Origin of the sequence: Fimbriimonas ginsengisoli Gsoil 348 (assembly GCF_000724625.1) — a bacterium.
Lineage (GTDB): Bacteria > Armatimonadota > Fimbriimonadia > Fimbriimonadales > Fimbriimonadaceae > Fimbriimonas > Fimbriimonas ginsengisoli.
The window spans coordinates 4091136-4113471 of sequence record NZ_CP007139.1; the positions used below are offsets into that span (position 1 = coordinate 4091136).

Annotated in this window: 22 protein-coding genes and 1 riboswitch; of the genes, 12 read left to right on the plus strand and 10 right to left on the minus strand. The window is 61.1% G+C overall.

Features of this window, described 5'->3' with window-relative positions; all coding sequences use genetic code 11:
- The first annotated feature begins 103 nt into the window (after positions 1–103).
- The 3 genes from OP10G_RS18260 to OP10G_RS18270 all read left to right on the plus strand — a co-directional run bounded on the left by OP10G_RS18260 (position 104) and on the right by OP10G_RS18270 (position 2684).
- Positions 104–484, plus strand: a complete 381-nt coding sequence (locus OP10G_RS18260; protein WP_025228997.1) for a RidA family protein — start codon at positions 104–106, stop codon at positions 482–484.
- Positions 485–634: 150 nt separating this feature from the next.
- Positions 635–1534 (plus strand): quinate 5-dehydrogenase, encoded by a 900-nt coding sequence (locus tag OP10G_RS18265; RefSeq protein ID WP_025228996.1) that lies wholly within the window; start codon positions 635–637, stop codon positions 1532–1534.
- 58 nt (positions 1535–1592) lie between these two features.
- Positions 1593–2684, plus strand: a complete 1092-nt coding sequence (locus OP10G_RS18270) for a shikimate dehydrogenase (RefSeq protein ID WP_025228995.1) — start codon at positions 1593–1595, stop codon at positions 2682–2684.
- A gap of 48 nt (positions 2685–2732) precedes the next feature.
- Here the strand turns inward: OP10G_RS18270 and OP10G_RS18275 are convergent, their stop codons facing one another.
- The 4 genes from OP10G_RS18275 to OP10G_RS18290 all read right to left on the minus strand — a co-directional run bounded on the left by OP10G_RS18275 (position 2733) and on the right by OP10G_RS18290 (position 5494).
- Positions 2733–3083 carry an MmcQ/YjbR family DNA-binding protein gene (locus tag OP10G_RS18275; RefSeq protein ID WP_025228994.1) on the minus strand — a complete coding sequence of 117 codons (351 nt, stop codon included), beginning with the start codon at positions 3081–3083 and terminating at the stop codon, positions 2733–2735.
- 46 nt (positions 3084–3129) lie between these two features.
- A complete protein-coding gene (locus OP10G_RS18280; RefSeq protein WP_158409283.1) occupies positions 3130–4329 on the minus strand; it encodes a HEAT repeat domain-containing protein in 1200 nt (399 codons plus the stop codon).
- A gap of 139 nt (positions 4330–4468) precedes the next feature.
- Positions 4469–5023, minus strand: a complete 555-nt coding sequence (locus OP10G_RS18285; protein ID WP_025228992.1) for a LemA family protein — start codon at positions 5021–5023, stop codon at positions 4469–4471.
- 57 nt (positions 5024–5080) lie between these two features.
- Positions 5081–5494: a hypothetical protein gene (locus tag OP10G_RS18290; protein ID WP_038473354.1), complete on the minus strand. Its 414-nt coding sequence runs from the start codon at positions 5492–5494 to the stop codon at positions 5081–5083.
- Here OP10G_RS18290 and purL point away from each other — a divergent pair.
- The 6 genes from purL (at position 5484) to uppS (ending at position 11388) form a co-directional block, all read left to right on the plus strand.
- Positions 5484–7718, plus strand: coding sequence for a phosphoribosylformylglycinamidine synthase subunit PurL (gene purL / locus OP10G_RS18295; protein WP_038473356.1), 2235 nt, complete (start codon positions 5484–5486; stop codon positions 7716–7718). The genes OP10G_RS18290 and purL overlap by 11 nt on opposite strands.
- Before the next feature lie 30 nt (positions 7719–7748).
- The gene (locus tag OP10G_RS18300; RefSeq protein ID WP_025228989.1) at positions 7749–8648 is read left to right on the plus strand and encodes a phosphotransferase family protein; all 900 of its coding nucleotides are present in this window, start codon (positions 7749–7751) and stop codon (positions 8646–8648) included.
- A 114-nt stretch (positions 8649–8762) separates the two neighbouring features.
- Positions 8763–9503, plus strand: a complete 741-nt coding sequence (gene pyrH, locus OP10G_RS18305) for a UMP kinase (protein ID WP_025228988.1) — start codon at positions 8763–8765, stop codon at positions 9501–9503.
- A gap of 2 nt (positions 9504–9505) precedes the next feature.
- Entirely contained in the window at positions 9506–10066 is a 561-nt protein-coding gene (gene frr, locus OP10G_RS18310; protein WP_025228987.1) for a ribosome recycling factor, read from the plus strand.
- A gap of 69 nt (positions 10067–10135) precedes the next feature.
- A complete protein-coding gene (locus OP10G_RS27965; RefSeq protein WP_227625145.1) occupies positions 10136–10561 on the plus strand; it encodes a four helix bundle protein in 426 nt (141 codons plus the stop codon).
- Positions 10562–10677: 116 nt separating this feature from the next.
- Complete coding sequence (gene uppS, locus OP10G_RS18320) at positions 10678–11388, plus strand: polyprenyl diphosphate synthase (protein WP_227624971.1); 711 nt, start codon at positions 10678–10680, stop codon at positions 11386–11388.
- Here uppS and OP10G_RS24990 read toward each other — a convergent pair.
- The 4 genes from OP10G_RS24990 to OP10G_RS18340 form a co-directional block, all read right to left on the minus strand.
- Positions 11385–12173 carry a prepilin-type N-terminal cleavage/methylation domain-containing protein gene (locus OP10G_RS24990; RefSeq protein WP_227624972.1) on the minus strand — a complete coding sequence of 263 codons (789 nt, stop codon included), beginning with the start codon at positions 12171–12173 and terminating at the stop codon, positions 11385–11387. The genes uppS and OP10G_RS24990 overlap by 4 nt on opposite strands.
- A 67-nt stretch (positions 12174–12240) precedes the next feature.
- Positions 12241–12343, minus strand: a riboswitch (TPP riboswitch).
- Between the two features lie 185 nt (positions 12344–12528).
- On the minus strand, positions 12529–14220 hold the full coding sequence (locus OP10G_RS18330) for an ATP-dependent DNA ligase (protein ID WP_025228983.1): 1692 nt from the start codon (positions 14218–14220) through the stop codon (positions 12529–12531).
- On the minus strand, positions 14217–14867 hold the full coding sequence (locus OP10G_RS18335) for a GNAT family N-acetyltransferase (protein WP_025228982.1): 651 nt from the start codon (positions 14865–14867) through the stop codon (positions 14217–14219). The genes OP10G_RS18330 and OP10G_RS18335 overlap by 4 nt, the downstream gene beginning before the upstream one ends.
- Positions 14864–15949: a ligase-associated DNA damage response exonuclease gene (locus tag OP10G_RS18340; RefSeq protein WP_084179501.1), complete on the minus strand. Its 1086-nt coding sequence runs from the start codon at positions 15947–15949 to the stop codon at positions 14864–14866. The genes OP10G_RS18335 and OP10G_RS18340 overlap by 4 nt, the downstream gene beginning before the upstream one ends.
- Positions 15950–16053: 104 nt before the next feature.
- Here OP10G_RS18340 and OP10G_RS18345 point away from each other — a divergent pair, with 104 nt between their 5' ends.
- The 3 genes from OP10G_RS18345 to OP10G_RS24995 all read left to right on the plus strand — a co-directional run bounded on the left by OP10G_RS18345 (position 16054) and on the right by OP10G_RS24995 (position 19390).
- Positions 16054–16920, plus strand: a complete 867-nt coding sequence (locus OP10G_RS18345) for a YihY/virulence factor BrkB family protein (RefSeq protein ID WP_025228980.1) — start codon at positions 16054–16056, stop codon at positions 16918–16920.
- Between the two features lie 221 nt (positions 16921–17141).
- Positions 17142–18515: a glycosyltransferase family 4 protein gene (locus OP10G_RS18350; protein WP_265101633.1), complete on the plus strand. Its 1374-nt coding sequence runs from the start codon at positions 17142–17144 to the stop codon at positions 18513–18515.
- A 38-nt stretch (positions 18516–18553) separates the two neighbouring features.
- Entirely contained in the window at positions 18554–19390 is an 837-nt protein-coding gene (locus OP10G_RS24995; RefSeq protein ID WP_025228978.1) for a Clp protease N-terminal domain-containing protein, read from the plus strand.
- A gap of 51 nt (positions 19391–19441) precedes the next feature.
- Here OP10G_RS24995 and eno read toward each other — a convergent pair whose 3' ends face one another.
- Positions 19442–20740, minus strand: coding sequence for a phosphopyruvate hydratase (eno, locus tag OP10G_RS18360; protein WP_025228977.1), 1299 nt, complete (start codon positions 20738–20740; stop codon positions 19442–19444).
- Positions 20741–20799: 59 nt separating this feature from the next.
- Entirely contained in the window at positions 20800–22284 is a 1485-nt protein-coding gene (locus tag OP10G_RS18365) for a hypothetical protein (RefSeq protein ID WP_025228976.1), read from the minus strand.
- Positions 22285–22336 lie beyond the last annotated feature (52 nt).

Genomic DNA, 22336 nt, shown 5'->3' on the forward strand with positions numbered 1-22336 from the left:
CGCTGGGCGTTAAGGCGTTGGGCGTTTCTCCAGCGACGATTAAGAACGCCGCAACGCCCAACGCCTTAACGCCCAGCGCCTCACGCGTAGTATCCTCCTCTCTATGACACGAGAGCCCCTCTCGACCTCATCCGCCCCCGGCGCGATCGGCCCATACAGCCAGGCGATCAAGGCCAGCGGCAACTTCCTTTTCTGCAGCGGCCAGATCCCGCTTACTCCGACCGGAGACCTCGTCACCGGCGACGTGAAAGACCAGACGACGCAGGTGATGAAGAACATCTCGGCCGTGTTGGAAGCCGCCGGGCTCACGTTCGCGAACGTGGTGAAGACGACCATCTTCCTCTCCACCATGGACCACTTCGCCTCCGTCAACGAAGTCTATGGCTCCTACTTCACCTCCGAGCCGCCTGCCCGCTCCACCGTCGCCGCCGCCGGCCTCCCTCGCGGAGTCGACGTGGAGATCGAAGTCCTCGCCGTCTACTAACCTCCGGAGCCCCCTCTCCCTCCTCCAGATGTTTGTGCTGGACGAGGGAGAGGGGGTTGGGGGTGAGGGAGAAGTCGCTGTACCTTTGGTACGGCGGGACAAGGGCTGGAAGCCCTTGGAACCCACTGGCAAGATGCCAGTGCCACTTTTATGAAACGCGTCGTCTCAATTTCACTAGGTACCAGCAAGCGCGACAAAAAGGATGAGCTCGAGATTCTTGGGCAGCCCTTCTCTTTGGAGCGGATTGGCACCGATGGGGACATGGCCAGGTTTGCGCAGATGTTCTGCGACCTGGACGGCAAGGTCGACGCGCTCGGGGTAGGGGGCGCGGACATCTGGGTGGTGATCGAGAATCGCAAGTACGCCTTCCGGCAGATCGCCAAACTGATCGTCGGGGCGACGAAGACGCCGGTCGTCGATGGAAGCGGACTCAAGCACACGTTGGAACGGGAGACGATCCGAACTCTGCAGAGCAGCGGTGTCGTGGATTTTCACAAGAAGAAGGTCTTGCTCGTCTCGGCGGTCGACCGATTCGGTATGGCGCAAGCCCTTGTGGCGGCGGGGGCCGACGTCGTCTTCGGAGACCTTATGTTTGGTGTCGGCTTGAACATCCCGCTTCGCACGACGGGCCAGCTCAAGGCGTTCGGCGGCACGTTGCTGCCGATCGTGACCCGCCTCCCGTTCAAGTGGTTCTATCCGACGGGAGAGAAGCAGGAGCAGCGGACTCCAAAATTCACCAAAGCCTTTAAGTCGGCGGACGTCATCTGCGGAGATTGGCATTACATCCGCCGGTATGCCCCCGACGATTTGAGCGGCAAGACGATCATCACCCAGACCCTGAGAAAAGCCGACTTGGAGCTGCTCAAGAGCTGGCATGTGGACCGCGCGATTACCACCACGCCCGTGATCGGCGGCGAAACGTTCGCCACGAACGTCATGGAAGGTGTGGTCGTCGCTCTACTTGGCAAGCGCCCCGAAGAGCTCACCGAGCGGGACTACCTGGACACGCTGGCGAAACTAGAGTGGAAACCTAACGTAATTCAGTTATAGAGCCTTAATGCCAACGCCGACCTCAGAACTCCAAATGCCCTCCGCGAAAGTAGACGCCATGACCCGTTTCGGCTTCATCATTCATCCGCTTACGCCGAAACAGATTGCGAAGGCTTATCCGATCGCGCAGTATCTTCCGGACTCGGTCATCGAGTTTTTCAGCGCTCGCAAAGGGCCGAAACTGATGAGCGAGATCACGGGAGTCCGTTCCAAGACCGGGGCGGAAACGGAAGGTTGGTTTATCGGATGTCCGCTTACACCGGACCAGATGCTGAAGAAGCTCCCGCTTGAGAAGGTTTACGAGCGGCTGGTTCAGTGCACCGATATGGCGGCCGAGCTTGGCGCCTCGCTCATCGGTCTGGGTGCGTTTACATCCGTCGTCGGCGACGGCGGCGTGACGATCCAGCAACGATCGAAGATCGGCGTGACCACCGGGAACAGCTACACGGTCGCGACCGCGATCCAAGGGACGATCAAAGCCGCGCATCTTCTGGATATCGATTTGAAGAATGCGACGCTGGCGGTGGTTGGAGCCACCGGTTCCATCGGAAAGACCTGCGCCAGAATTCTCGCCCGGGACTTCGGCCGAACCATCCTCATCGGGCGCGATCCCGAACGCACTGCCGCTCTCGCGGCGGAGATCCCAAACTCGGAGCCGAGCACGGACGTGGGCGACATTAGGGAAGCGGACGTCGTGATTACTGTCAGCTCGGCGGGGAAGGAGCTGATTTTGCCGGAGCACCTGCGGCCCGGTTCGATCGTATGCGATGTCGCCCGACCGCGCGACGTTTCGGTTCGCGTGACCAAAGAGCGGCCGGACGTCCTCGTTATCGAAGGGGGAATCGTACGGGTGCCGGGCAATGTGGAGTTCAACCTGAACTTCGGCTTTCCGGAGAAGACCGCCTACGCCTGCATGAGCGAAACCATGCTGCTTGCCCTAGAAGGCGATTCTAGCCTCTTCAATTTCACGTTGGGCAAGGACGTCACCGTCGAACAAGTCGACCAGATCAGCCGCTTGGCCGACAAACACGGCTTCGAGCTGGCCAGCTTCCGCTCCTTTGAGAAAGAGGTTAGCGACGACGCCATTCTCCGAGCCCGAAAAGCCCGCATCACCGCGCCGACCATCGCGCGGTCGAAGCCGGCGGTGTGAGGGGGTTGAGGCGTTGCGGCGTTAAGGCGTTACCCTATTTCCAACGCCCTAGCGCCTGAAATCCTCAAGCATTTTCTTCGACGCCTTTTCCTTCCAAGCCTTCTCGATCAAGCGCGAGAGCTCGTCGGGATCGACGTTAGAGAGGCGGGCGAGGACGGCTGGGTAGCCGCTGTAATGATCGGTCTGAAAATAGACGTCTGGGGCGGTCTGCATCAGAAAGGCTTTCTCGTCCGAATCGCAGAGCAACACCGCTACATCCGGCTCCTTGAGACGGATAAGCATCTTGCCACGAACCTTGAGCGCAACCGTGCCCCAGCTAAGCCCCTCCTCGACTCCCGGCCATTTGGCCCGCTGCCAAACTGCCCGAACCACTTCAAAACCATCTTCAAGGTTAGACATCGCGTTAAGCTCCGTGCGAAATTATCTCAAGAACCACGGCGTGACGTCATGCGCCCGACAATCGAAGTCGCCGAGCGGCGAAGCCGCCGACGGTTGGGTCTTTGGCTAATTCTCGGAGCTTTGCGACTCCTTCGGGAGTCGTGGCCAAGGCTCTCATGAGAGCGTCGGTCTCCTCACCGTTCGCGGTCGACTTTGCCGCCGCGGCGATAGCCGCAACCAAACCAGGACGGTTCTCGGCCGCTCGGGCGGCAGCGAGGCGAACTTCGGGGGTTCGTAAGAACCGGTCGATGTAGCCGTCCGCTTCCGGCGTGTGGACTCCGGCGGCGACCTTTAAACCGTCGGCTACGGAGGGAGCCGACGAAATCGCGGCATTTCCAGCGAGCTGAAGGGCTGAGATCACCGAATCTTGGATCTGCGGGTCGTCGGTTTTTAGGAGATTCCACAGGGTGGAAACCGCCATACGGTCGCCTATGCGCCCTAGCCCAAGCATCGCCTGGGCCCGCCGCGGGCCGGCTACGGTTAAGTCCGTGGCTTCCTTCGTAAGCAGCGGCTCGGTTGCCGGGTCGCCGACGCCGGCGAGCGCCGACAAGTAGCCGAATCGCTCGTCCCCTTCCGATTTGGAATAGAGTTCCATGATCGCCGGGACCGCTTCCTTCGCTCCCAATTTTCCGAGGGCGTCGGCCGCCGCCAGACGCACGTCCTTATCCTTCTCGCGGAGCATGGGGAGAAGGAACGAAACCGAGCTGGAGCCATTCGCCACCAGATACGCGGCGGCGTTGGACCGAGCTTCCGGAGTTTTAAGCGCCGTCGCCACCGCCGGCAAAGCCGGCGCCCCGACTGCCTTGAGGGCGCTCGCCACCGCGAACTGCTGCAAGCTCCCGGCTACCGTGAGCTGGTTCGCGACCGCCTCGGGATGGGCCTTTCCGATCCGAACCAACGACGCGGTCAAGGCAACCCGCGCTTTCGCGTCGAACGATCCCAACAGCTTTCCGATAAGGGTGCCGAGCTTCGGATCATCGTAATCGCCGATCCGCGTCGCCATGGTCAGTCGTTGCGAAGGAGTAAGCCCTTTAAAGAAGAGCGCGATATCCGGACGGTCCGCCGCGGTGGCAAAGAAATCCCGCTGAGCCGAACCTACCGGCCCCGTGGCCAAAGCGACGTCGTGACTTTGGTTGTAGCCGTTGTAAACCGCCAAAGTCGCCCCCACGGCGATCATAAACAGCAAGCTGCGCAACGTTCGCTGCAAACGGCTACGCGGCTTTTTGGGGGCCGGAGATGTGGCCTGTGGCGTGTGACCTGTGGACTGATCGGAGTGATGAGCCTTAGATGATCCTTTCATCCCTCAATCCACGAGCCACACGCCACAGTCCACATCCCCATGCGCGTCAGAACTGAACCTTTACGTTCTCTCGTTGAATCGCGTCCTCGATCTCGAACAGCTCTTGAGGCTTGAAGCCTCCGGAGGTGGCGAAGATGCTGGAGGGGAATGACTCGATCCGGGTGTTGTAAGCGGTGACGATGTCGTTGTAGTACTGGCGGGCGAACGAGATCTTATTCTCGGTGCTCTTCAGCTCCTCTTGGAGCGAGAGCATGTTCTGGTTCGACCGAAGCTCCGGATACGACTCGGAGATCGCCATGATGCCGCCCAGAACCGAGCTGAGCTGCGATTCCGCCGCCGCCTTCTCCCCGACGCCACGAGCCGCCATGGCCTGGTTGCGGGCCTGGATTACCTTTTCGAGCGTGTCTTGCTCGTGCTTCATGTAACCCTTCACCGTCTCCACGAGGTTCGGGATCAAGTCGTAGCGACGCTTGAGCTGCACGTCGATCTGGCCGAACGCGTTTTGGGTCTGCCGGCGTAGCGACACCAGCCCGTTGTATTGCGCCACCCCGTACACCACGAGAAGGGCGAGAATGACGATTAGAACGATCACTGCGGTCATCGAGTTGCTCCCAGAGTTCTGTGCACCTGTCTGTCTACCGATACGGACGATTGAGGGCTACCGTTGCGATTCACGCTTCAACGTGACCGGTTCGCCCCCTTCCTCGCTGAAGGTTACCGTCCCATCCTTGTTTCCTTTCAGCCTCGCCGATTTGATCGCGTCGCGCACGTCCTGCGGTTGGCGGTCGAGCGGGCGGTCGAGCATGGTGTCCGGCTTCAGCACCAAGTCCGAACCGTCGTGTTGCACCGGCCCGGCGAACGAGATCCCTTGGTCGAACATCTCGAACCGGCCCTCGTTATCGATCTTCACCGTGACCCGTTTCAGCGTGTTCACCACATCCGGATTCGCCCCCTGCTGCGCCTGGACTTCACGTTGACCGGTCCATTTTCCGGCGAACTGGAATCGATCTCCGCACCCCAAAAGGACGAAGACGACCGCCGCGAAAGATATACTTCGGGCGATGGCCGTCATCACTCCCGAAGTGTACACGTCGATGGGACTCAACGCCGACGAGTACGCGCTGATCCTCACCCTTCTTGGCCGCGAACCCTCTTACACCGAACTCGGAATGTTCGCCGTAATGTGGAGCGAGCACTGCGGATACAAATATTCCCGCCCGGTCCTCGCCTACTTCAAGCAATACAAAGAGGCGATGGAAGGGGACGGTCTCGAGAACGCCGGCATCGTCGATATCGGCGAAGGGCTCGGGGTGACCATGAAGGTCGAGTCCCACAACCACCCTTCGGCGGTCGAGCCATACCAAGGCGCGGCCACTGGAGTCGGCGGCATCATTCGAGATATCTTGACGATGGGCGCCCGCCCGATCGCCGGGCTCAACTCGCTCCGCTTCGGGCCGATCCGGGACGGGGAGGGCGAGCCGTCGGTTATCGAGCGGAACCGGTACCTTTTCGAGCACGTGGTTGCGGGGATCGCCGGCTATGGCAACTGCGTCGGCGTGCCGACGGTCGCCGGGGAAGTGAATTTTCACCCCCGCTATAGCGGGAATCCGCTCGTGAACGCGATGTGCGTCGGGGTGCTTCGTCTCGACGAGGTGACGACGGCGGGGGCGACGGGAACCGGAAATCCGGTGATTTACCTCGGATCGGCGACCGGCAAGGACGGCATCCACGGCGCGACCTTCGCCAGCGATGCCCTCGGCGAAGATAACGAGGCAAAGCGCCCGAACGTCCAGATCGGCGACCCGTTCGCGGAAAAGCTTCTAATCGAGGCGACCCTGGAGGCGCTCAAGACCGGCGCGATCGTGGCGATCCAAGATATGGGCGCCGCCGGCCTGACCTGTTCGACCATCGAAATGGCGAGCAAGGGGGAAGTCGGCATGACTGTGGACCTCGACCTCGTTCCGATGCGCGAAGACGACATGACCGGCTACGAGCTGATGCTTAGCGAGAGCCAGGAGCGGATGCTGTGCGTCGCCGAGAAGGGGCGAGAAGGGGAAGTCCTCGACGTCTTCCGTAAGTGGGGGCTCAAAGCCGAGGTCATCGGCCACGTTACGGACGATGGGATCGTGACGGTAACCCGTCACGGACGGATCGAGGCCCAGGTGGATCCAAAGCTGCTCACCGACCACTGCCCGGTTTACAAGAGCCGGATCGAGGAACCGGAGTATTTCCGCCGCGCCGCCAACTTCGACCCATCCCAACTTCCCGAAGTCGATCTTCGGGCTGCGCTCCTAAAGCTGCTCTCGTCACCCGATGTGGCGAGCAAGCGGTGGGTGTTCGAGCAATACGACCAGCAGGTTCAAACGCAAACCTCCCTCGCCTTCGGCGCGGGTGATGCCGCGGTGTTGGCCCCTCGGGGGACCAAGAAGGGACTGGCGCTTAAGATAGACGGGAACGCCCGCCAAGCCTATCTGCACCCGTACCGAGGCGGCTTGCTCGCGGTAGTGGAAGCGGCCCGTAACGTCGCTTGCACCGGGGCCAAGCCAACGGCGGTAACCGACGGCCTGAACTTCGGCAACCCGACTTATCCGCACGTGTATTGGCAGTTCGACCGCGCGGTGAAAGGGATCGCCGATGCCGCCGAAGCGATGGGAACGCCGGTTATCAGCGGCAACGTCAGCTTCTACAACGAGAGCGATCTCGGAGAAGTCCCGCCCACTCCCCTGATCGGCATGCTCGGGATTCTCGAGGATGTCAACCAGCGGGTCGGCTTGGCCCCTCAATCGCCCACCAATCTCTTTCTCTTGGAAATAGCCGAGCTCGAGGCGGGGCAAGCCGGGCTTGGGGCGAGCCTGTTCCTTTCCGAGCTGCACGATCGCGAGGACGGCTATCCCGAGGCTCCGTTCCTAGACGGCGAGCGGCGGATTCAGCAGGCTTTGGTCGACGGTGTAGCTGCCGGCGTCATCCTCTCCGCCCACGATTCGAGTGAAGGCGGGCTTGCCGTCGCGCTGGCGGAGATCGCCCTCCACAGCGGTGTTTCCGCCGCGCTTCCGGAGGGGCCGACATTGGCCGCAGCGCTCTTCGGAGAGATTCCAGGCCGAGTCGTGGTCGGCGCTTCGGACGCGTCCAAGATCGAGTCGCTCGCCACCCACCACCAACTCCGCCTTACCCGGCTCGGCACCTACGGAAGCGGGGAAGGATTGCGGCTAACTCTGGGAGGTCTCGACCTCGCATGGAGTTCGGAAGAGCTCCGCACCGCCTACGAATCCGCGATCCCGCAGGTGATGATCCACTGAGGTTGAGAGCCTTGGGTAGCCTCGTCTGCCATGCTTGCCGCCCCTTCTGACGACCAGGTAAGGGCCATTTTGCGCAAGCATGGCCTTCCAGATGAAGTCGTGGTCGAACGCTCGGCGCACGAAGGTTCCGTCAATCACGTTCGGATGGCGGGTGACTACTGCGTCCGGCTGCTCAAGGAGCCGAACTATGCGAGCGACATTTGGACCGAGTCGGTCGCCGCCCCGGCGGTTAGGGCTTCGGGAGTAAAGACACCGGAACTGATCGCCTTCGATCCGGCCGCGGACCACTTTCCCGGCCTCGTTACTATTTATCGACGAGAGACGGGGGATGTTTTGGGCCAGTTCCGGGCTCCGGTCGATCTCGCCGGCATCTATCGGGAGCTCGGCGAGCAAATCGGGATCTGGCATCGAGGCGTGCGGCGCATCGAAGACCCGTTAGACCGTCTCGATAAGCCCGAGCTCGGAAGTATCCGGCAAGGGCTCGTAAGAAACTCCGTTCGGATGAGCCAGGCCGAAATCCAGTGGGCGGACAACCAGATCTCGCGACTCGAGGCGGCCGGCCCCGGTCCGCGCGGCTTTGTCCACTGGGATCTGCACGCCCACAACGTCCTGATCTCGAGTGGACGCCTCTCGTCGATCCTCGATTGGGGGGATTCGGGCTGGGGAGACGCCGCTATCAACTTTCATTGCCTTCCGGCTCAGTATCTGCCGGAAGCGCTGGACGGGTTTGGCGACCCGACTCCCGAACTGTTCGCCCGATGCCTGCTCGGCGTCCTCGGCTACGCAATGAACGATATCCACCGTCCCGACGACACGCTCCAGCCGTACCGGAACAGCGGCCACCGACGGTGGAGAAGCCTTCAAGCGCTGTACCAGCGCGACCTGCCCCCGGAGTGGCGCCGATGGATGAGCCCCCAGCTTCAAACGTAGCATCGGCTCCCAGCCGATGAACGGTTCGAGGGATCATCGGCTGGGAGCCGATGCTACGGGGCCAAGGTATCATAGGCTTTGGGCCCGCAGCTCCTGCGGGCCCTGTGTGCGTATATGGAAAGCCCCCCTCCTCTCTCGCGGCGAGCGTTTAAGCGCGTGCTGATCAAGCTAAGCGGCGAGGCGCTGGCGGGTTCGTTCCAGTTCGGTCTCGATCCGACGACGCTGAGCTACATCGCTAAGGAAATCGCGGCGGTTCAGAAAGCCGGGGTCGAGGTGGGCGTCGTCGTCGGCGGCGGAAACTTCGTTCGAGGAGAAACCTTCTCCTCCGAAGGAGCGATCGAGCGTACGGTTGCCGACCAGATGGGGATGCTGGGCACTCTGATGAACGCGCTCGCGTTGCAATCGGCAGTGGAGACGCAGGGAGTGCAGACGCGCGTTCAGAGCGCGGTGAACGTCGCCCAGGTGGCCGAGATGTTCATTAGACGCCGGGCGATGCGCCACATGGAGAAGGGGCGGGTCGTCGTATTCGCGGCCGGTACGGGCAACCCGTACTTCACCACCGATACCGCCGCGGTCCTCCGGGCTCTCGAAATCGATGCCGACCTGCTGATCAAGGCGACGAAGGTGGACGGCGTTTACGACAAGGACCCTAAGAAGCATGCCGACGCGGTGAAGTACGATTCGGTCGCCTACTCGACGGCGATCGAGCAACGGCTCGGCGTGATGGACCAGACCGCTTTTACGATGTGCCGCGAGCACCGGCTCCCACTCATCGTGCTAGATTTCAACAAACCGGGCTCCCTGCTCCGCGCCGTTTTGGGCGAGGACGAGGGGACCCTGGTCGGAGGAGAATGAACATGTCAGTTAGCGAGATCCTGAAGGAAGCCGAACAGAAAATGAAAGGCGCCATCGATGCGATGACGCACGACTTTTCCTCTTACCGAACCGGTCGCGCCAGCCCGGCCGTACTCGATCGGGTTCACGTTCTCTACTACGGAAACGAGGTCCCGATGAACCAGGTCGCCAACATCAGCGTCCCCGAGCCGCGCCAACTCCTCATCCAGCCGTGGGAGAAGAGCATGACGCCGGTGATCGAGAAAGCGATCATGAAGAGCGACCTCGGAATCAATCCGGTCAACGACGGCACCGGCATCCGCCTCAACTTCCCCCAGATGACCGAGGATCGCCGCAAAGACATGGTCAAACAGGTCCACGCCCGAACCGAAAACGGCCGCGTCTCGATCCGAAACGTCCGCCGCGAAGCGATCGACCACCTCAAGGCGCTCGAAAAGAAGAAGGAAATCACGGAAGACGACGTCAAGGGCTACGAGACCAAGATCCAAAAACTAACCGACCAATTCATCGCCCAAGCCGACGATCTGGGGAAGAAGAAAGAAGCGGAATTGATGCAAGTCTAGAGAGAGGCGTTGGGCGTTATGGCGTTGGGCGTTGTTGTCACCATGGGAGAACACCTTCCGATCGAAAACATGGAGGTCTTTAAGATCTTCGAAGGCGTTTCCGATTGGTGCTGGGAGGCGGTGTCGAAGTGGCCGCGGTTCGCTCAAGACACTCTTGGCCGTCATCTCGTGACTTCAGCGGACAGCGTGAACGCTAATCTGGTGGAGGGTGACGGGCGCTATAGCGATCCGGACGCTACTAAGTTCTTCGTAATCGCTCGAGGATCTGCGAGAGAGGCCAGGTTGTGGATTCGGCGGGCCGTCAAGCGAAATCTTGTACGAGGGGATGAAGGGGAACGGCAGATTGAGGCAATACACTGCGGTGCCAGGTTCCTTAACAATTTGATCTCTTATAGGCGAAAATCGAAGAACCGAAATATGGTCAAAGAGTCCTCCGCAACATATTCCACCCAACAACATGCCGAAGCAGATCCCTTCGCAGAAGTGATGGACTAACGATGGCCTCGACAAACCAACCACCGGTGCCGACAACGCCCAACGCCCAACGCCCAACGCCCAACACCCCAACACCCCAACACCTCAACACCTCAACACCTCTTCGAGAGGAAGCATTGCAACTCGGCATCTCCCTAACCTCCCTCCCCCATCACGTCGCCGTGATCATGGATGGGAATGGGCGGTGGGCGAAGAAGAAGGGGTTGGGCCGGTTGCTTGGGCACCGTGAGGGGTACAAGACGCTTCGGGGGGTGTTGCTGGCGGCGAGCGAGCTTGGGATTCGCTACTTAACCGTCTACGCCTTCTCCGCGGAGAACTGGCGGCGGCCCGCGGAGGAAGTGGCGGGGCTGATGAAGCTCATCGAGACCGCGGCCCGCGACGAGCTGCGCCTCATGCATAAGAATAATGTCCGTGTCCAAGTCGCCGGGCGGATGGACGAAGTCCCCGAGGGGCTTCGCCGGGCGCTCGAGCACGGAATCGAGACGACGAAAGATAACACCGGGATCACCTTCACGCTCGCCGTCAACTACGGCGGACGAGCGGAGATCGTCGACGCCGTAAAGTCGATCGTCGCGTCCGGGGTTCCGGTCGAGCAGATCACCGAAGAGTCGATTTCGGCCCACCTCTACAATCCAGCTCAGCCCGACCCGGACCTCATGATCCGCACGGCGGGAGAGATGCGATGGAGCAACTTCCTCATCTGGCAGTCCGCCTACTGCGAGCTCGTCGTCACCGACGTCACCTGGCCCGAATTCGGCCCCAACGACCTTCTCCAAGCCGTCGCCGTCTACCAGCGCCGAACCCGAAAATTCGGCGCCACGGTTTAGTCACACAAGCTGTACCAGGTGCCCGACCATGCGTTTGGGTCCGTCGCCGGCTCGCCCGACTTATGCCCCGCCGGGTCGACTCTCGACTCGTCGAACGAGCCCATCCCATTGATGTGCTTCGCGTGGCTATCCGAGAAGATCATGGAGCCGCCGCTCGGGTCCCAGTTCTTGAAGTACCCGCAGTCGTAGCCATAGCGCGTGCACTCGGGATCGTTCTTCTTCTCGAAGAATCCGAACATCTCCAGCCGGATCACCCGGGTCTCGGCCGGAAACTCCATCGAGGTTTCGATCACCGGTCGAGTCACGTTGGTTGACTGCGAGACGGCATCGTAGACCGCGAACTGATTGTTCTGCGACGATTCATTGGCTGCCGTCGTGAACGTGCAGTGCCCGAAGCGATAAGAGCTGCCGTACGCCTTCCAGTAGGAGTCCGCATTCTTGGCACTGCCGACCTCGTTGGCAAGATACGGTCCGCCGCTGTCGAGGGGCGAGCGGAAGATCTCCTTCGAGTTCGTGTAGGGAAGCAGCAGCACCTCGGTACCGTGGTGCGCGGCGGGGGAATAGATGGAAGGGTCGCTGTTGTATGCGTAGAAGATCGGCATCGTGTCGTCGCTATCGCCGAGATAGATCTTGATGGCGGTGCCGATCTCCTTGGCGTTGCTCAGGTCGACCGTCTTCTTCGCGGCAAACTTCGCCTGGGCGAAGACCGGGAATAGAATGGCGGCCAAGATGGCGATGATCGCGATGACGACGAGTAGCTCGATGAGCGTAAATGCGCGTTTCACTTGTTCTCCTCGAAGCAGGAGCACGCCTTCGCGACTGCGAAGGCGGCCTTGCGGGGTGAACCGTGGGGACCGCGCCTTCCACAATCCCTCCGCTGGTACTAACCAGATCAGGTTCCGGGGTCGTCCTGTCTCCAGGACCTCTCAGCCTCTCGGCTCCCCCTTGCGGGCGGCAAATGCCTCAGGCTTGAGTGTACCCGTGGCACGGGCTTCCAGCCCGTGTGTATCACGACCATCCTGGTCGTGAACGTAGCATCGGCTCCCAGCCGATGAACCCTGCGACCATCTGTGGCCAAGGGCAGGATGCCCTTGGGACCCACTGGCAAGATGCCAGTGCCACTCTCCGGGCTTCCGGATGTCAGATCGCTTTCAACATCTCCCGGACGCTTGCCAGCGAGTCGGCGTCCGGTGGTTTTTTGTCGTGGCGCCAGCGGAGGATGCGGGGGAAGCGGACGGCGAGGCCCGACTTATGGCGGTTAGAAACTTGAATCCCCTCGAACGCCAGCTCCATCACGAGCTCGGGCTCCACGGTCCGGACCGGGCCAAATTTTTCTTTCGTGTTGCGGCGAACCCAGCTATCGACGCGTCGGATCTCCTCGTCGGTAAGGCCGCTGTACGCCTTGGCAAACGGGACGAGCTTTCCATCGTCGTCCCACACGCCGAAGGTGTAGTCGGTGTACAGCGAGGCCCGCTTGCCACTCCCTCGTTGGGCGTAGATGAGCACGGCGTCGACCGTAAGCGGCTCGATCTTCCACTTCCACCAATTCCCCTTCTTTCTTCCGACCAAGTAAGGAGAATCGAGCCGCTTAAGCATCAGTCCCTCGACGTTTAGGTTACGCGACTCCTCCCGCTTAAGGGCGAGTTCATTCCAAGTTGAGGCCTCCACTCGGCTGGAGATCAACAGGCGCGAAGTGCTCGCCAACCCGTCCGTCGCCGAATCATCCGGGTCGTCGGAGGCGAGGCGGGGATCGACGGCTTCTCCCAAGATCAACTGGTCCGGCGGAGCGGTATTGACCGCATCGACCAGCTCCTCCAAGAGGCGCCTTCGCTCGACGTAAGGCCGTTCTCGGAGATCCTCGCCCGCATACTCGAGGATATCGAAGGCGACGATCACCGCCGGGACCTCTTGCAAGATCTTCTTCGAGAGGAGCTTTCGTCCGATCCGGCGTTGCAAGGCCATAAACTTCTGCGGTTTCCCTTCCGCCCAGGCAAGAATCTCGCCGTCGATCACGGTTCCATTCGGGAGCGCCTCGCACACGTCGACCATCTCCGGGAAGCGCTCGGTGATCAGCTCCTCGCCGCGCGACCAAACAAACGACTGGCCCTCCCGGCGAATGAGCTGGGCACGTATCCCATCCCACTTCCATTCGGCATGCCACTCTTCGATCGGGCCGAGCCCTTCCAAGGCTTGTTCAAGCGAATGCGCGAGGCAGAACGGGTACGGGCGGCTGACGTCGGTGTCGTCCGATTGCTCCGAAAGGAGCCCTTCGTAGAAAAGCGCGGACGGCGTCCAGTCGCCCATTAACCGGTGGGCAATGACGGGCGCCGGTATTCCGCTGACTTGCGCGATCGCCCGCACCACCAGCTCTTGAGAAACCCCGACCCGGAACGCGCCCGTGATCAGCTTGTTATAGACAAACCGTTCCGAAGGGTCGAGCTCGATCCAGTCTTCCGCGAGCGCCCGAACCTGGTCGTCCTCCGACAGTCCCGGCATCTTGAGCAGTCGCTCCTCCACCCAATAGGTCAGAGGCTTGTCGGCCTTTTCTCCGGGGAATTGCGGCAGGATGAGAGCGATCGTCTCCGCCAGATCGCCGACGGCATCGTACGATTCCCCGAAAAGCCAAGGCGGAATTCCCGCCAGATGGGCGGCCAACTCCTGCATCCGGGTGGAATTCGCCGCCCGTTTCGGCCGGCGGCCGATCAGGAAGTGAACGGTCCACGCGGCGTCGTCGGGAGGCGCTTCCCGGAAGTAACGCGCCATGGCGGCGACTTTTTCATTGGTCTTGTTCGTCTCGTCGATCGACCGGTAGAGATTTGCGAATGCTTTCATGCCCCTAGCGCCTCCCGTACAAACGGGTGATCCGGTTTGAGTTCCCAAACCGATTGGTAGAAACGCACGACCATCTCTGACCGATCAGGAATGTGGCCATGGGCGAATAGCGCGAACCGGACGGGGCCGGTCTCCGGTCGTACCGCGGGCTGCGTGTACGTTTCGCTAACAACGTGAAAGCCCTGCCGCTCGTACCACTCAAGTACCGGGCCTTCCCGGTCGATCTCTACCAGCAGCGGCAGAGGGGACGCATCTTGGAGCACCCGTTGGAGTAGCGCGGTCCCGATGCCTTGTCCCCGCCAGGGTTCATCGACGGCGATGTGGATAAGGAAGGCGAACTCGGCGGAATAGAGGACGGCGAAGCGGGCAAAGGCTGCCGGGGACCTCTCCGCAGAGGCACGATCTTCGGCAGGTTTTGCTCCCTCACCCCCAACCCCCTCTCCCTCGTCGGGCACGATGCATCCCGAGGAGGGAGAGGGGGCTCCGGAGGTGATGAGGAATTTGAAAGGAAGGCGATATTCGCCGCGCAGCTCTTGGATGAGGCGCTCGTCTGGCTCGCGGGACTCGGGCGGGAAGGAGGCGTGGTAGATACGGAATACGTCGGCCAGCGCGGGATCGTCTGGGCCGGTTAGGTAGCGGAAGTTCATTCCAGCTTTCCCTCCGTATTCGGAGTGTAGGGGCGCTCTCCTTCGGTTTGCTCCACCGCTTCGGCGGCCTCCGCACCTTCGTCTTGCTCTCCCTCCCACCGCGTGCTGAGGGCGTGGGCGTCGAGGCCCTGCTCCTCTAAGTAGCGAACGACGACGCTGGAGTAGCCGTGCGTAACCCAGACCGACTCGGCGCCGGTCTGTGCTATCGCTCCAATAAGCGAGGGCCAGTCGACGTGATCGCTGACGACGAAGCCCCGATCGACGGCGCGCCGCCGGCGAGCTCCGCGAATCGCCATCCAGCCGGACATGAAGCCAGTTGAGTGATCGCCAAACCGGCGCACCCAGGGACTGCCGTTGGCGCTTGGCGGTGCCAGCACGATCGCCTGCGACCAGTCGAATCCCTTTCCAACCTCCGGTACCAAATGCGTCGGAGGCAAAGCGATCCCCTCCTCGCGATAGTCGTTCGTTAAACCTTGGACCGCTCCGTGAAGAAAGATCGGGCCGATCTCCGGATTCAAGTACGCCAAGGCTCGTTGGCACTTGCCAAGCGCGTATCCCAGCAGGATCGAGCACTTCCCGGCGGCTTGATTGCCCTTCCACCACCCGTGGATCTGCTCGATGACTTCGGCCTGGGCCGGCCAACGATAGATTGGCAACCCGAAAGTCGATTCCGTAATGAACGTGTGGCAAGGTACTGGCTCAAACGGCGTGCAAGTGGAATCCATTTCCGTCTTGTAGTCGCCGGAAACCACGTAAACCCTCCCGCCATGTTCGACGCGCACTTGAGCTGAGCCGAGAATGTGCCCGGCCGGATGGAGACTGACGCGAACCCCGTTTAGAGTCACCGGTTCGCCGTATGCTAGCGTGTCGATTGCAGCATCCTCGCCCACTCGGCGGCGCAGGACTCGTTCCCCCTCTTTCGTGCAGAGGTACCGCTTCATTCCCCACCGCGCATGATCGGAGTGCGCGTGGGTCACAACCGCTCGGTCAACCGGCTTCCATGGGTCGACGTAAAAATCCCCTTCATGACAGTAAAGGCCACGGTCGGTGAGGCAGAGCAACTCTTTTCGACGTCGGGCCATTTCTTGTTTCTACCGCGTCCCGGAGAATTGAGACGTCAGGAACTAAGTCGGAGGCCGTAAAGTCCTCAAAGGCGTCCATGGCGTCTCCAGCTACTACCTCCCCGATGACCGTTAATTTCCCCAAGATCAAGGAGATGGTGCTCAAAGCCGGCGCCAATTTCGGGTCCGACAATGTGCCTCGTTTGGCGGCCGCGTTTTCGTTCTACGCAATTTTGTCTCTGGCCCCCCTGCTGGTCTTGGCGGTGGTCGCAGCCGGTTACTTTTACGGTCACCGCGTTGACGCGCAACGAACGCTGCTGGAACATGCTTCAAGCGCGGTGGGTAGGCAAGGTGCGGAGCTTCTTCGCCAAATGATCCAAGGCGCCAACAAACCCGGTGTCGGGGCCATTGCCACCATCGTCTCCCTCATCGTCACCTTTTTCTCGGCGTCGAATTTGTTCATCCAGCTTAGCGATTCGGTAAACACGATCTGGAAGGTCGCCGTGACCGGTTCGATGGTTCGTAATTTGATCGCCAGCCGAGTCATCGCCTTTCTGAGCGTCCTCGTTTTCGGAGCCGTCGTTCTCCTCTGGCTGGGGGTCGACTCCTGGCTCGGATGGTTGGAAAAGCACACGAGCGGATTCCAGGGTTGGCAAGTCGTCAGCTTAGGCATGACAGTGATCATCTTGAGCGGCCTCTTCGCCGTGAGCCTGAAGTCCTTGCCGCGAGGCAGACTTCAGTGGAGGGACGTCTGGCCGGGAGCGGTAATCACCGCCGTGGGACTCGGGATCAGCAAGCTCTTGCTAAGCCTCTACTTCTCAACTTTCAACGTCTCCGCCGCCTACGGTTCCGCCGGCGCCCTGGTCGTCATCCTGCTCTGGATCTACTACACCTCTCAGATCTACTTCTTCGGCGTAGAACTAACCTGCGTCTACGCGCACGAATATGGCTCGCTCCGGGGAATCGACGAGTCGCCGCTAGAGAGGTCTTGAAGGTGAATGGGCGTTTCGCTTCGCTCGGTGTTGCGGTGTTACCTTGAGCCTCTACCCCTTCTGATGGGACGGATGTGACCTCGGGGTCCTATGGATCTCAATCGCCCCTTAATCCACAAGCCACAGCCCACACGAATCCAACCCTAACACCGTAACACCAGCGAAGCGGAACACCTTAACACCCGCCACGCCCGGCCATACTGCAAAGCAAGATGCGCGTCATGATGCTCTCGTGGGAGTACCCACCCCGGATCGTAGGTGGGATTTCGCCTCACGTGTATGACCTTTCGCAGGAGCTGCAGCGGAAAGGGATCGAGGTTCACGTCGTCACCAAGGCGACACCGAACGCTCCCGATGAGGAAACCGAGCCAAGCGGGGTTCAAGTTCACCGGGTTCACCTCGCGGAAAAGCCGAACGACTTTCTCCACGAGATCCAGCTCTTGAACCAAGCTACGGACGCGCGGGTGCGGCAGCTTTTGGAAGATTGGCGCCCGGGTGGGCAGCCGACGATTTTCCACGCTCACGACTGGCTGTCCCTTGACGCGGCCCGGGAGCTGAAGTACGAATACAAGCTGCCGATGGTCGCCACCGTCCACGCGACCGAGTCCGGTCGCCACGGTGGGATCTTTAACGACACCCAGCGGTACATCCACGAGCAGGAGTATTGGCTGACTTACGAAGCTTGGCGGATCATTGTCTGCTCCGAGTTCATGAAATCGGAGACCTGCCGCTTATTCGACTCGCCGGCCGACAAGGTGGACGTGATCTATAACGGCGTGAATATCGACCGCTTCGAGTTCGAATGGAGCGAAAAGGACCGGGCCGCGCACCGGGCGAAACTTGCGCTGCCGACCGAGAAGATCGTCATGTACGTCGGCCGCTTCGTGCGTGAGAAAGGAATCCAGGTTCTGCTGAACGCGGCCAACGTGGTTCTGGCGCAAGAGCCGGACACGAAGTTCCTCATCGTCGGCGGCGGAAATCGCGAGCGGTTCGAGAGCTTCCTCGACTGGGCGGGACTGCGGGAGAAGGTCCTCTTCACCGGATTCATGGCCAACCGATCGCTGCATCAGCTTTATCGCGTCGCCGACGTGGCGGTGTTCCCGTCGCTTTATGAGCCGTTCGGCATCGTGGCGCTCGAGGGGATGGCGGCGGGGGCGGCGGTCGTAACCTCGGACGCCGGCGGTCTGAAGGAGGTCGTGCTCCATGACAAGACCGGCACTCTCACGTACGTTGGCAATCCCGAGTCGCTGGCGTGGGGCATCCTACACGTCCTGCGCGATCCGGAGCGAGCGAATCGTCTCGCGGAGAATGCCAAGAAGCGGCTTCGGACCGACTTCGAGTGGCCGCGAATCGCAGACCAGACGATCGAGGTTTACAATCGGGTTTGGGCGGAGTTCCTCGGCAGCTACTGGGCGGACCAGACGGTATGGCCGGTTACGCCGGGAGCCGCGGAGCGGGCAGAAGAGCTTCATCTTCGGGAGAAGGCGAAGGAGCCGGCCGTCATCGAACGCCCTCGCCCTCGCATCGGGCCGCTCGTTGCGCCGATGTTGGACGAGCAGGATGAGGAAGAAGAGAGAGAAGGACTCCCTTTGTAGTTGCGAAAGCGTGACTTTGCCCCTACACTTGGGAAGCAATGTGGCAACGATTCAGCGAGCGAGCTCGCCGGGTGATCTTTCACTCTCAGGAAGAAGCTCAAAAATTTGGGGAAGCTTACGTTTCGACTGAGCATATCCTTCTCGGCTTGCTGGACGATGGCGACTGCGCGGGTTATCGCGCCCTGGAGCACATGGGTCTCGACCCTCGGCGGGTTCGAACGCGGGTGGAGTCGCAGCTACCCTCGGCGGAGCCGCACATTGGGCCGGATATGACCTTGACTCCGCGGGCGAAAAGGGTCATCGACTTGTCGTACGAGGAGGCGCGGCTCCTGTCCAACGGGTACATCGGGTCGGAGCACCTCTTCCTTGGTCTGGTGCGGGAGGCAGACGGCCTCGCCGGGCGAGTTCTTCTCGACTGCGGGGTTACCCTGGAGGCAGCCCGCGAGGCGGTGAGGGTGATTCAAAACGGAACGCCCGACGAGCCCGCCAAACAGCGCGATCGGTTCCCGACCCCGAAGGCGGGGCAATCGCTGCCCGTTCATCTCTCGGGCGCGTTTTTAACGATACGGCAGGGGCAGTTCGGGCCCGACCTTTTCGCGCTGGTTCTGCTAAATCGTCCGCCGGCGGCGATCACCGCGTGCTTGGACGCGATGGGACTCTCCGCGAATCGATTGGCGACCACGATCGAACATGAGATCCAACTCCGCCCCAACCTCTTCGATGAATCGACCTCGCTCGGCGAAATCTGGATGAACACCACCGTCCTGGAGTTATTCGGCCGCATCGCTTGCGACGAGAAGACATACACTCATCGGGCGCTCTTGGACTTAGGGCAGAGTCCGGAAGCGATCGCCTCGGCATTTGGCGTTACCTAGGAAAGGTTGCCCTTCGACGCTGAAGGTGTGGTCCTCTCCCGAATGGCAGGATCACTTCAGACGGCTTGCAAGCTTCCCAAACGCGGCCGCTCCCGCATACTGCGCCTGCGCGCCGAGCATCTCTTCGATCCGGAGAAGCTGGTTGTATTTGGCGACCCGGTCGGTCCGGTTGGGGGCGCCCGTCTTGATCTGGCCGCAATTCGTAGCTACCGCGAGGTCGGCGATCGTTACGTCCTCGGTCTCACCAGATCGGTGGCTCATGACCGCGGTGTAGCTGGCCCGCTTGGCCATTTCGACGGCGGCAAGCGTCTCCGTCAAGGAACCGATCTGATTCACCTTGACCAAGATCGAGTTCGCGGTCTTGGTTTCGATGCCGCGCGAAAGTCGCTCGACGTTGGTGACAAACAGGTCGTCGCCAACAAGCTGCACGCGGTGGCCCAAGGCGTCGGTGAGTTTCTTCCAGCTTTCCCAGTCGTCCTCGCTGCAGCCGTCCTCGATGGAGATGAGCGGGTACTTGTAGCAAAGCGACACAAGGTATTCCACCTGCTCGTCGCTGTTTCGCTCGCTCTTTTCTCCCGCCTTGTAGCGGTACTTACCGTCCGAGTAGAACTCGGTGGCGGCGGCGTCGATTCCAAGATAGATCTCGCGACCGGCGTCGTAGCCGCACTTGTGGATAGCGTCGAGAATATAGTCGAAAGCGAGCTCCTGCGAGGGGAGATTCGGGGCAAATCCGCCTTCGTCGCCGACGCCGGTGTTCAGTCCCTTCGCCTTCAAAACCCCTTTGAGGGCATGGAAGACCTCGGCGCCCATCTGGAGCGCGTGCTTGAACGACTCGGCGCCGACAGGGAGAATCATGAACTCCTGGAAATCCACATTCGAATCCGCGTGGGCGCCGCCGTTCAGGATGTTCATCATCGGGACGGGGAGCGTGTTGGCCGAGACGCCGCCGATGTAGCGGTAGAGGGGAAGCCGGTGCTGATTCGCCGCCGCCTTGGCCACTGCAAGCGAGACGCCGAGGATCGCGTTGGCGCCGAGATGCGCCTTATTCGGAGTGCCGTCCAGTTCTAAGAGCGCCTGATCGATCTCGCTCTGGTTGGTGGAGTCGCGATCGAGCAGCGCGGGTGCGATGATCTCGTTGACGTTCTCAACCGCCTTTAGGACCCCTTTGCCGCCATATCGCTTCTTATCTCCGTCTCGCAGCTCTACCGCCTCGAACTGGCCGGTGCTGGCGCCGCTCGGCACCGCCGCGCGGCCATGGCTGCCGCTCTCCAAGAGGACGTCGACTTCTAGGGTCGGATTTCCCCGGCTATCTAGAATCTCTCGGGCGGTGATATCAGCGATGTACGGCATGGATTAAGAGGATACCGAGTAAAAACCTCCCGCTCCATCCTAACCAAGCAATATTCACGCTAGCGACGGCCGCGGCCGGGACGGGGATTCAGCAAGAGGGCGTGGCCAAGGTTGCCGCTCACGCCAACGGCCGCGATCTGACCGCGGTTATTGATGGCGATCGCCTGCGAGATCGTCCACGGGGTACCGGTGGGGACGAGCGTATTGAGGTCCGTCACGGTGCCGCCCGCGAAGCGGAATCCTCGCGAGGTCAGGAAGTCTTTGCTGCTTGTACCGACCACCACGGTGCTCGTATTAACTCCGTTGGGCACGAGGATGTTGTCGCCGGTGAGCGGCGGAATCTTGGTCATCACGCCGTTTACCCAAATGAATCCAACTGGTTTTGCGTCGGCCGTCTTGGTGGCGGTTCCGACGAGCTTATCGTCGTCGCTAAGGGCGGTTCCGACGGTCACGTCGTATCCGTCCAGCAAGCCGGCATCGGTGATGCTTCCGTTTCGGTAAAGGCCGGCGTGCGAGCCGGCGTAACCCGCGATTACCCCTTTCTCGTTCAAGGCGCCCGAATTTTGGGATGCGGTGAAGCCGGTGAGCCCTTTAACTACTCCGGCTCGCACGAGCGCGTTGCCGACGATGAAGTCGCCTCCGTCGTTAATGGCGGTGACGGTGCCGCCGGTTTGGCCGAACTCGGTCGCCACTTGCGTTACCTTGCCGTTGCTGAAGAGAACGGGGAAGCCGGTCTGGCTGTTCTGGATCGACGTTCCTCCCGCTACCGTCGAGGAATTGACCGATGTGGCCCTCGCTCCGATATCGCCGGGGCGCTTGAACAGGTCGAACAGTACGCCGTTCGACCATAGGAACGCCCGTTGGCCGTTCGGCCCGGTCGACAGTCCGGCCACCTTACCATCGGAGCTGATGCCGCTGGGGGTGGTGGCGCTGTCGCCAGGAAGGACGCCGAGGTCGATCACGTCGTACACCGGCCCGGTCGTCGCCGACACGGTCGACATGACGGCGTAGACGCTGAAGTGGCCGATTTGTACGGACGCCGTGTGGGCGGCCGCGTTGACGATCGTTCCCGGCACCGGCTGCCAGACGCTGTTCTGGATGGTGTAGATCTGCAAGGAGCTTTCGGGGACGCCGATCGGAAGGTTGAGCGGATCGTAGGCGATCGTCAGCGAACCGGGGATCGAGAAGAAGAGACCATCCGGCGACAACTCGAACGCGGTGCCGGGCAAGATCTGAGTGTTCTCGGGAGGCGTGGGTAAGGCGAAGTCGACGGGCGCTACTTTAACGGTTGTGTTCTGTAAAAGCGCCTTCGCCGGGATGACCACGACCGCTTTGCCGTCGACGGAGGAAACGATCCCTCCTTTATCCTTATTGATGAAGCCGCTCGTGCTGCCGGTGGTGGAACTGCCGGTAGTGCCGGTGCTTCCGGTTCCCGTACTCGTGTGATGGTTGCCCCCATTCGCGTTCAGCGAGCCCCCTCCGCAACCGATAAGGGCGACGGCGAGGGAGAGCAAAAAGATGGCAAGCAGCGAGTTCGGTTTCATCCATTCCTCCGCAGCTTTTGCGGAACGTGTCGAAGCTACCTTAATGGTGTAA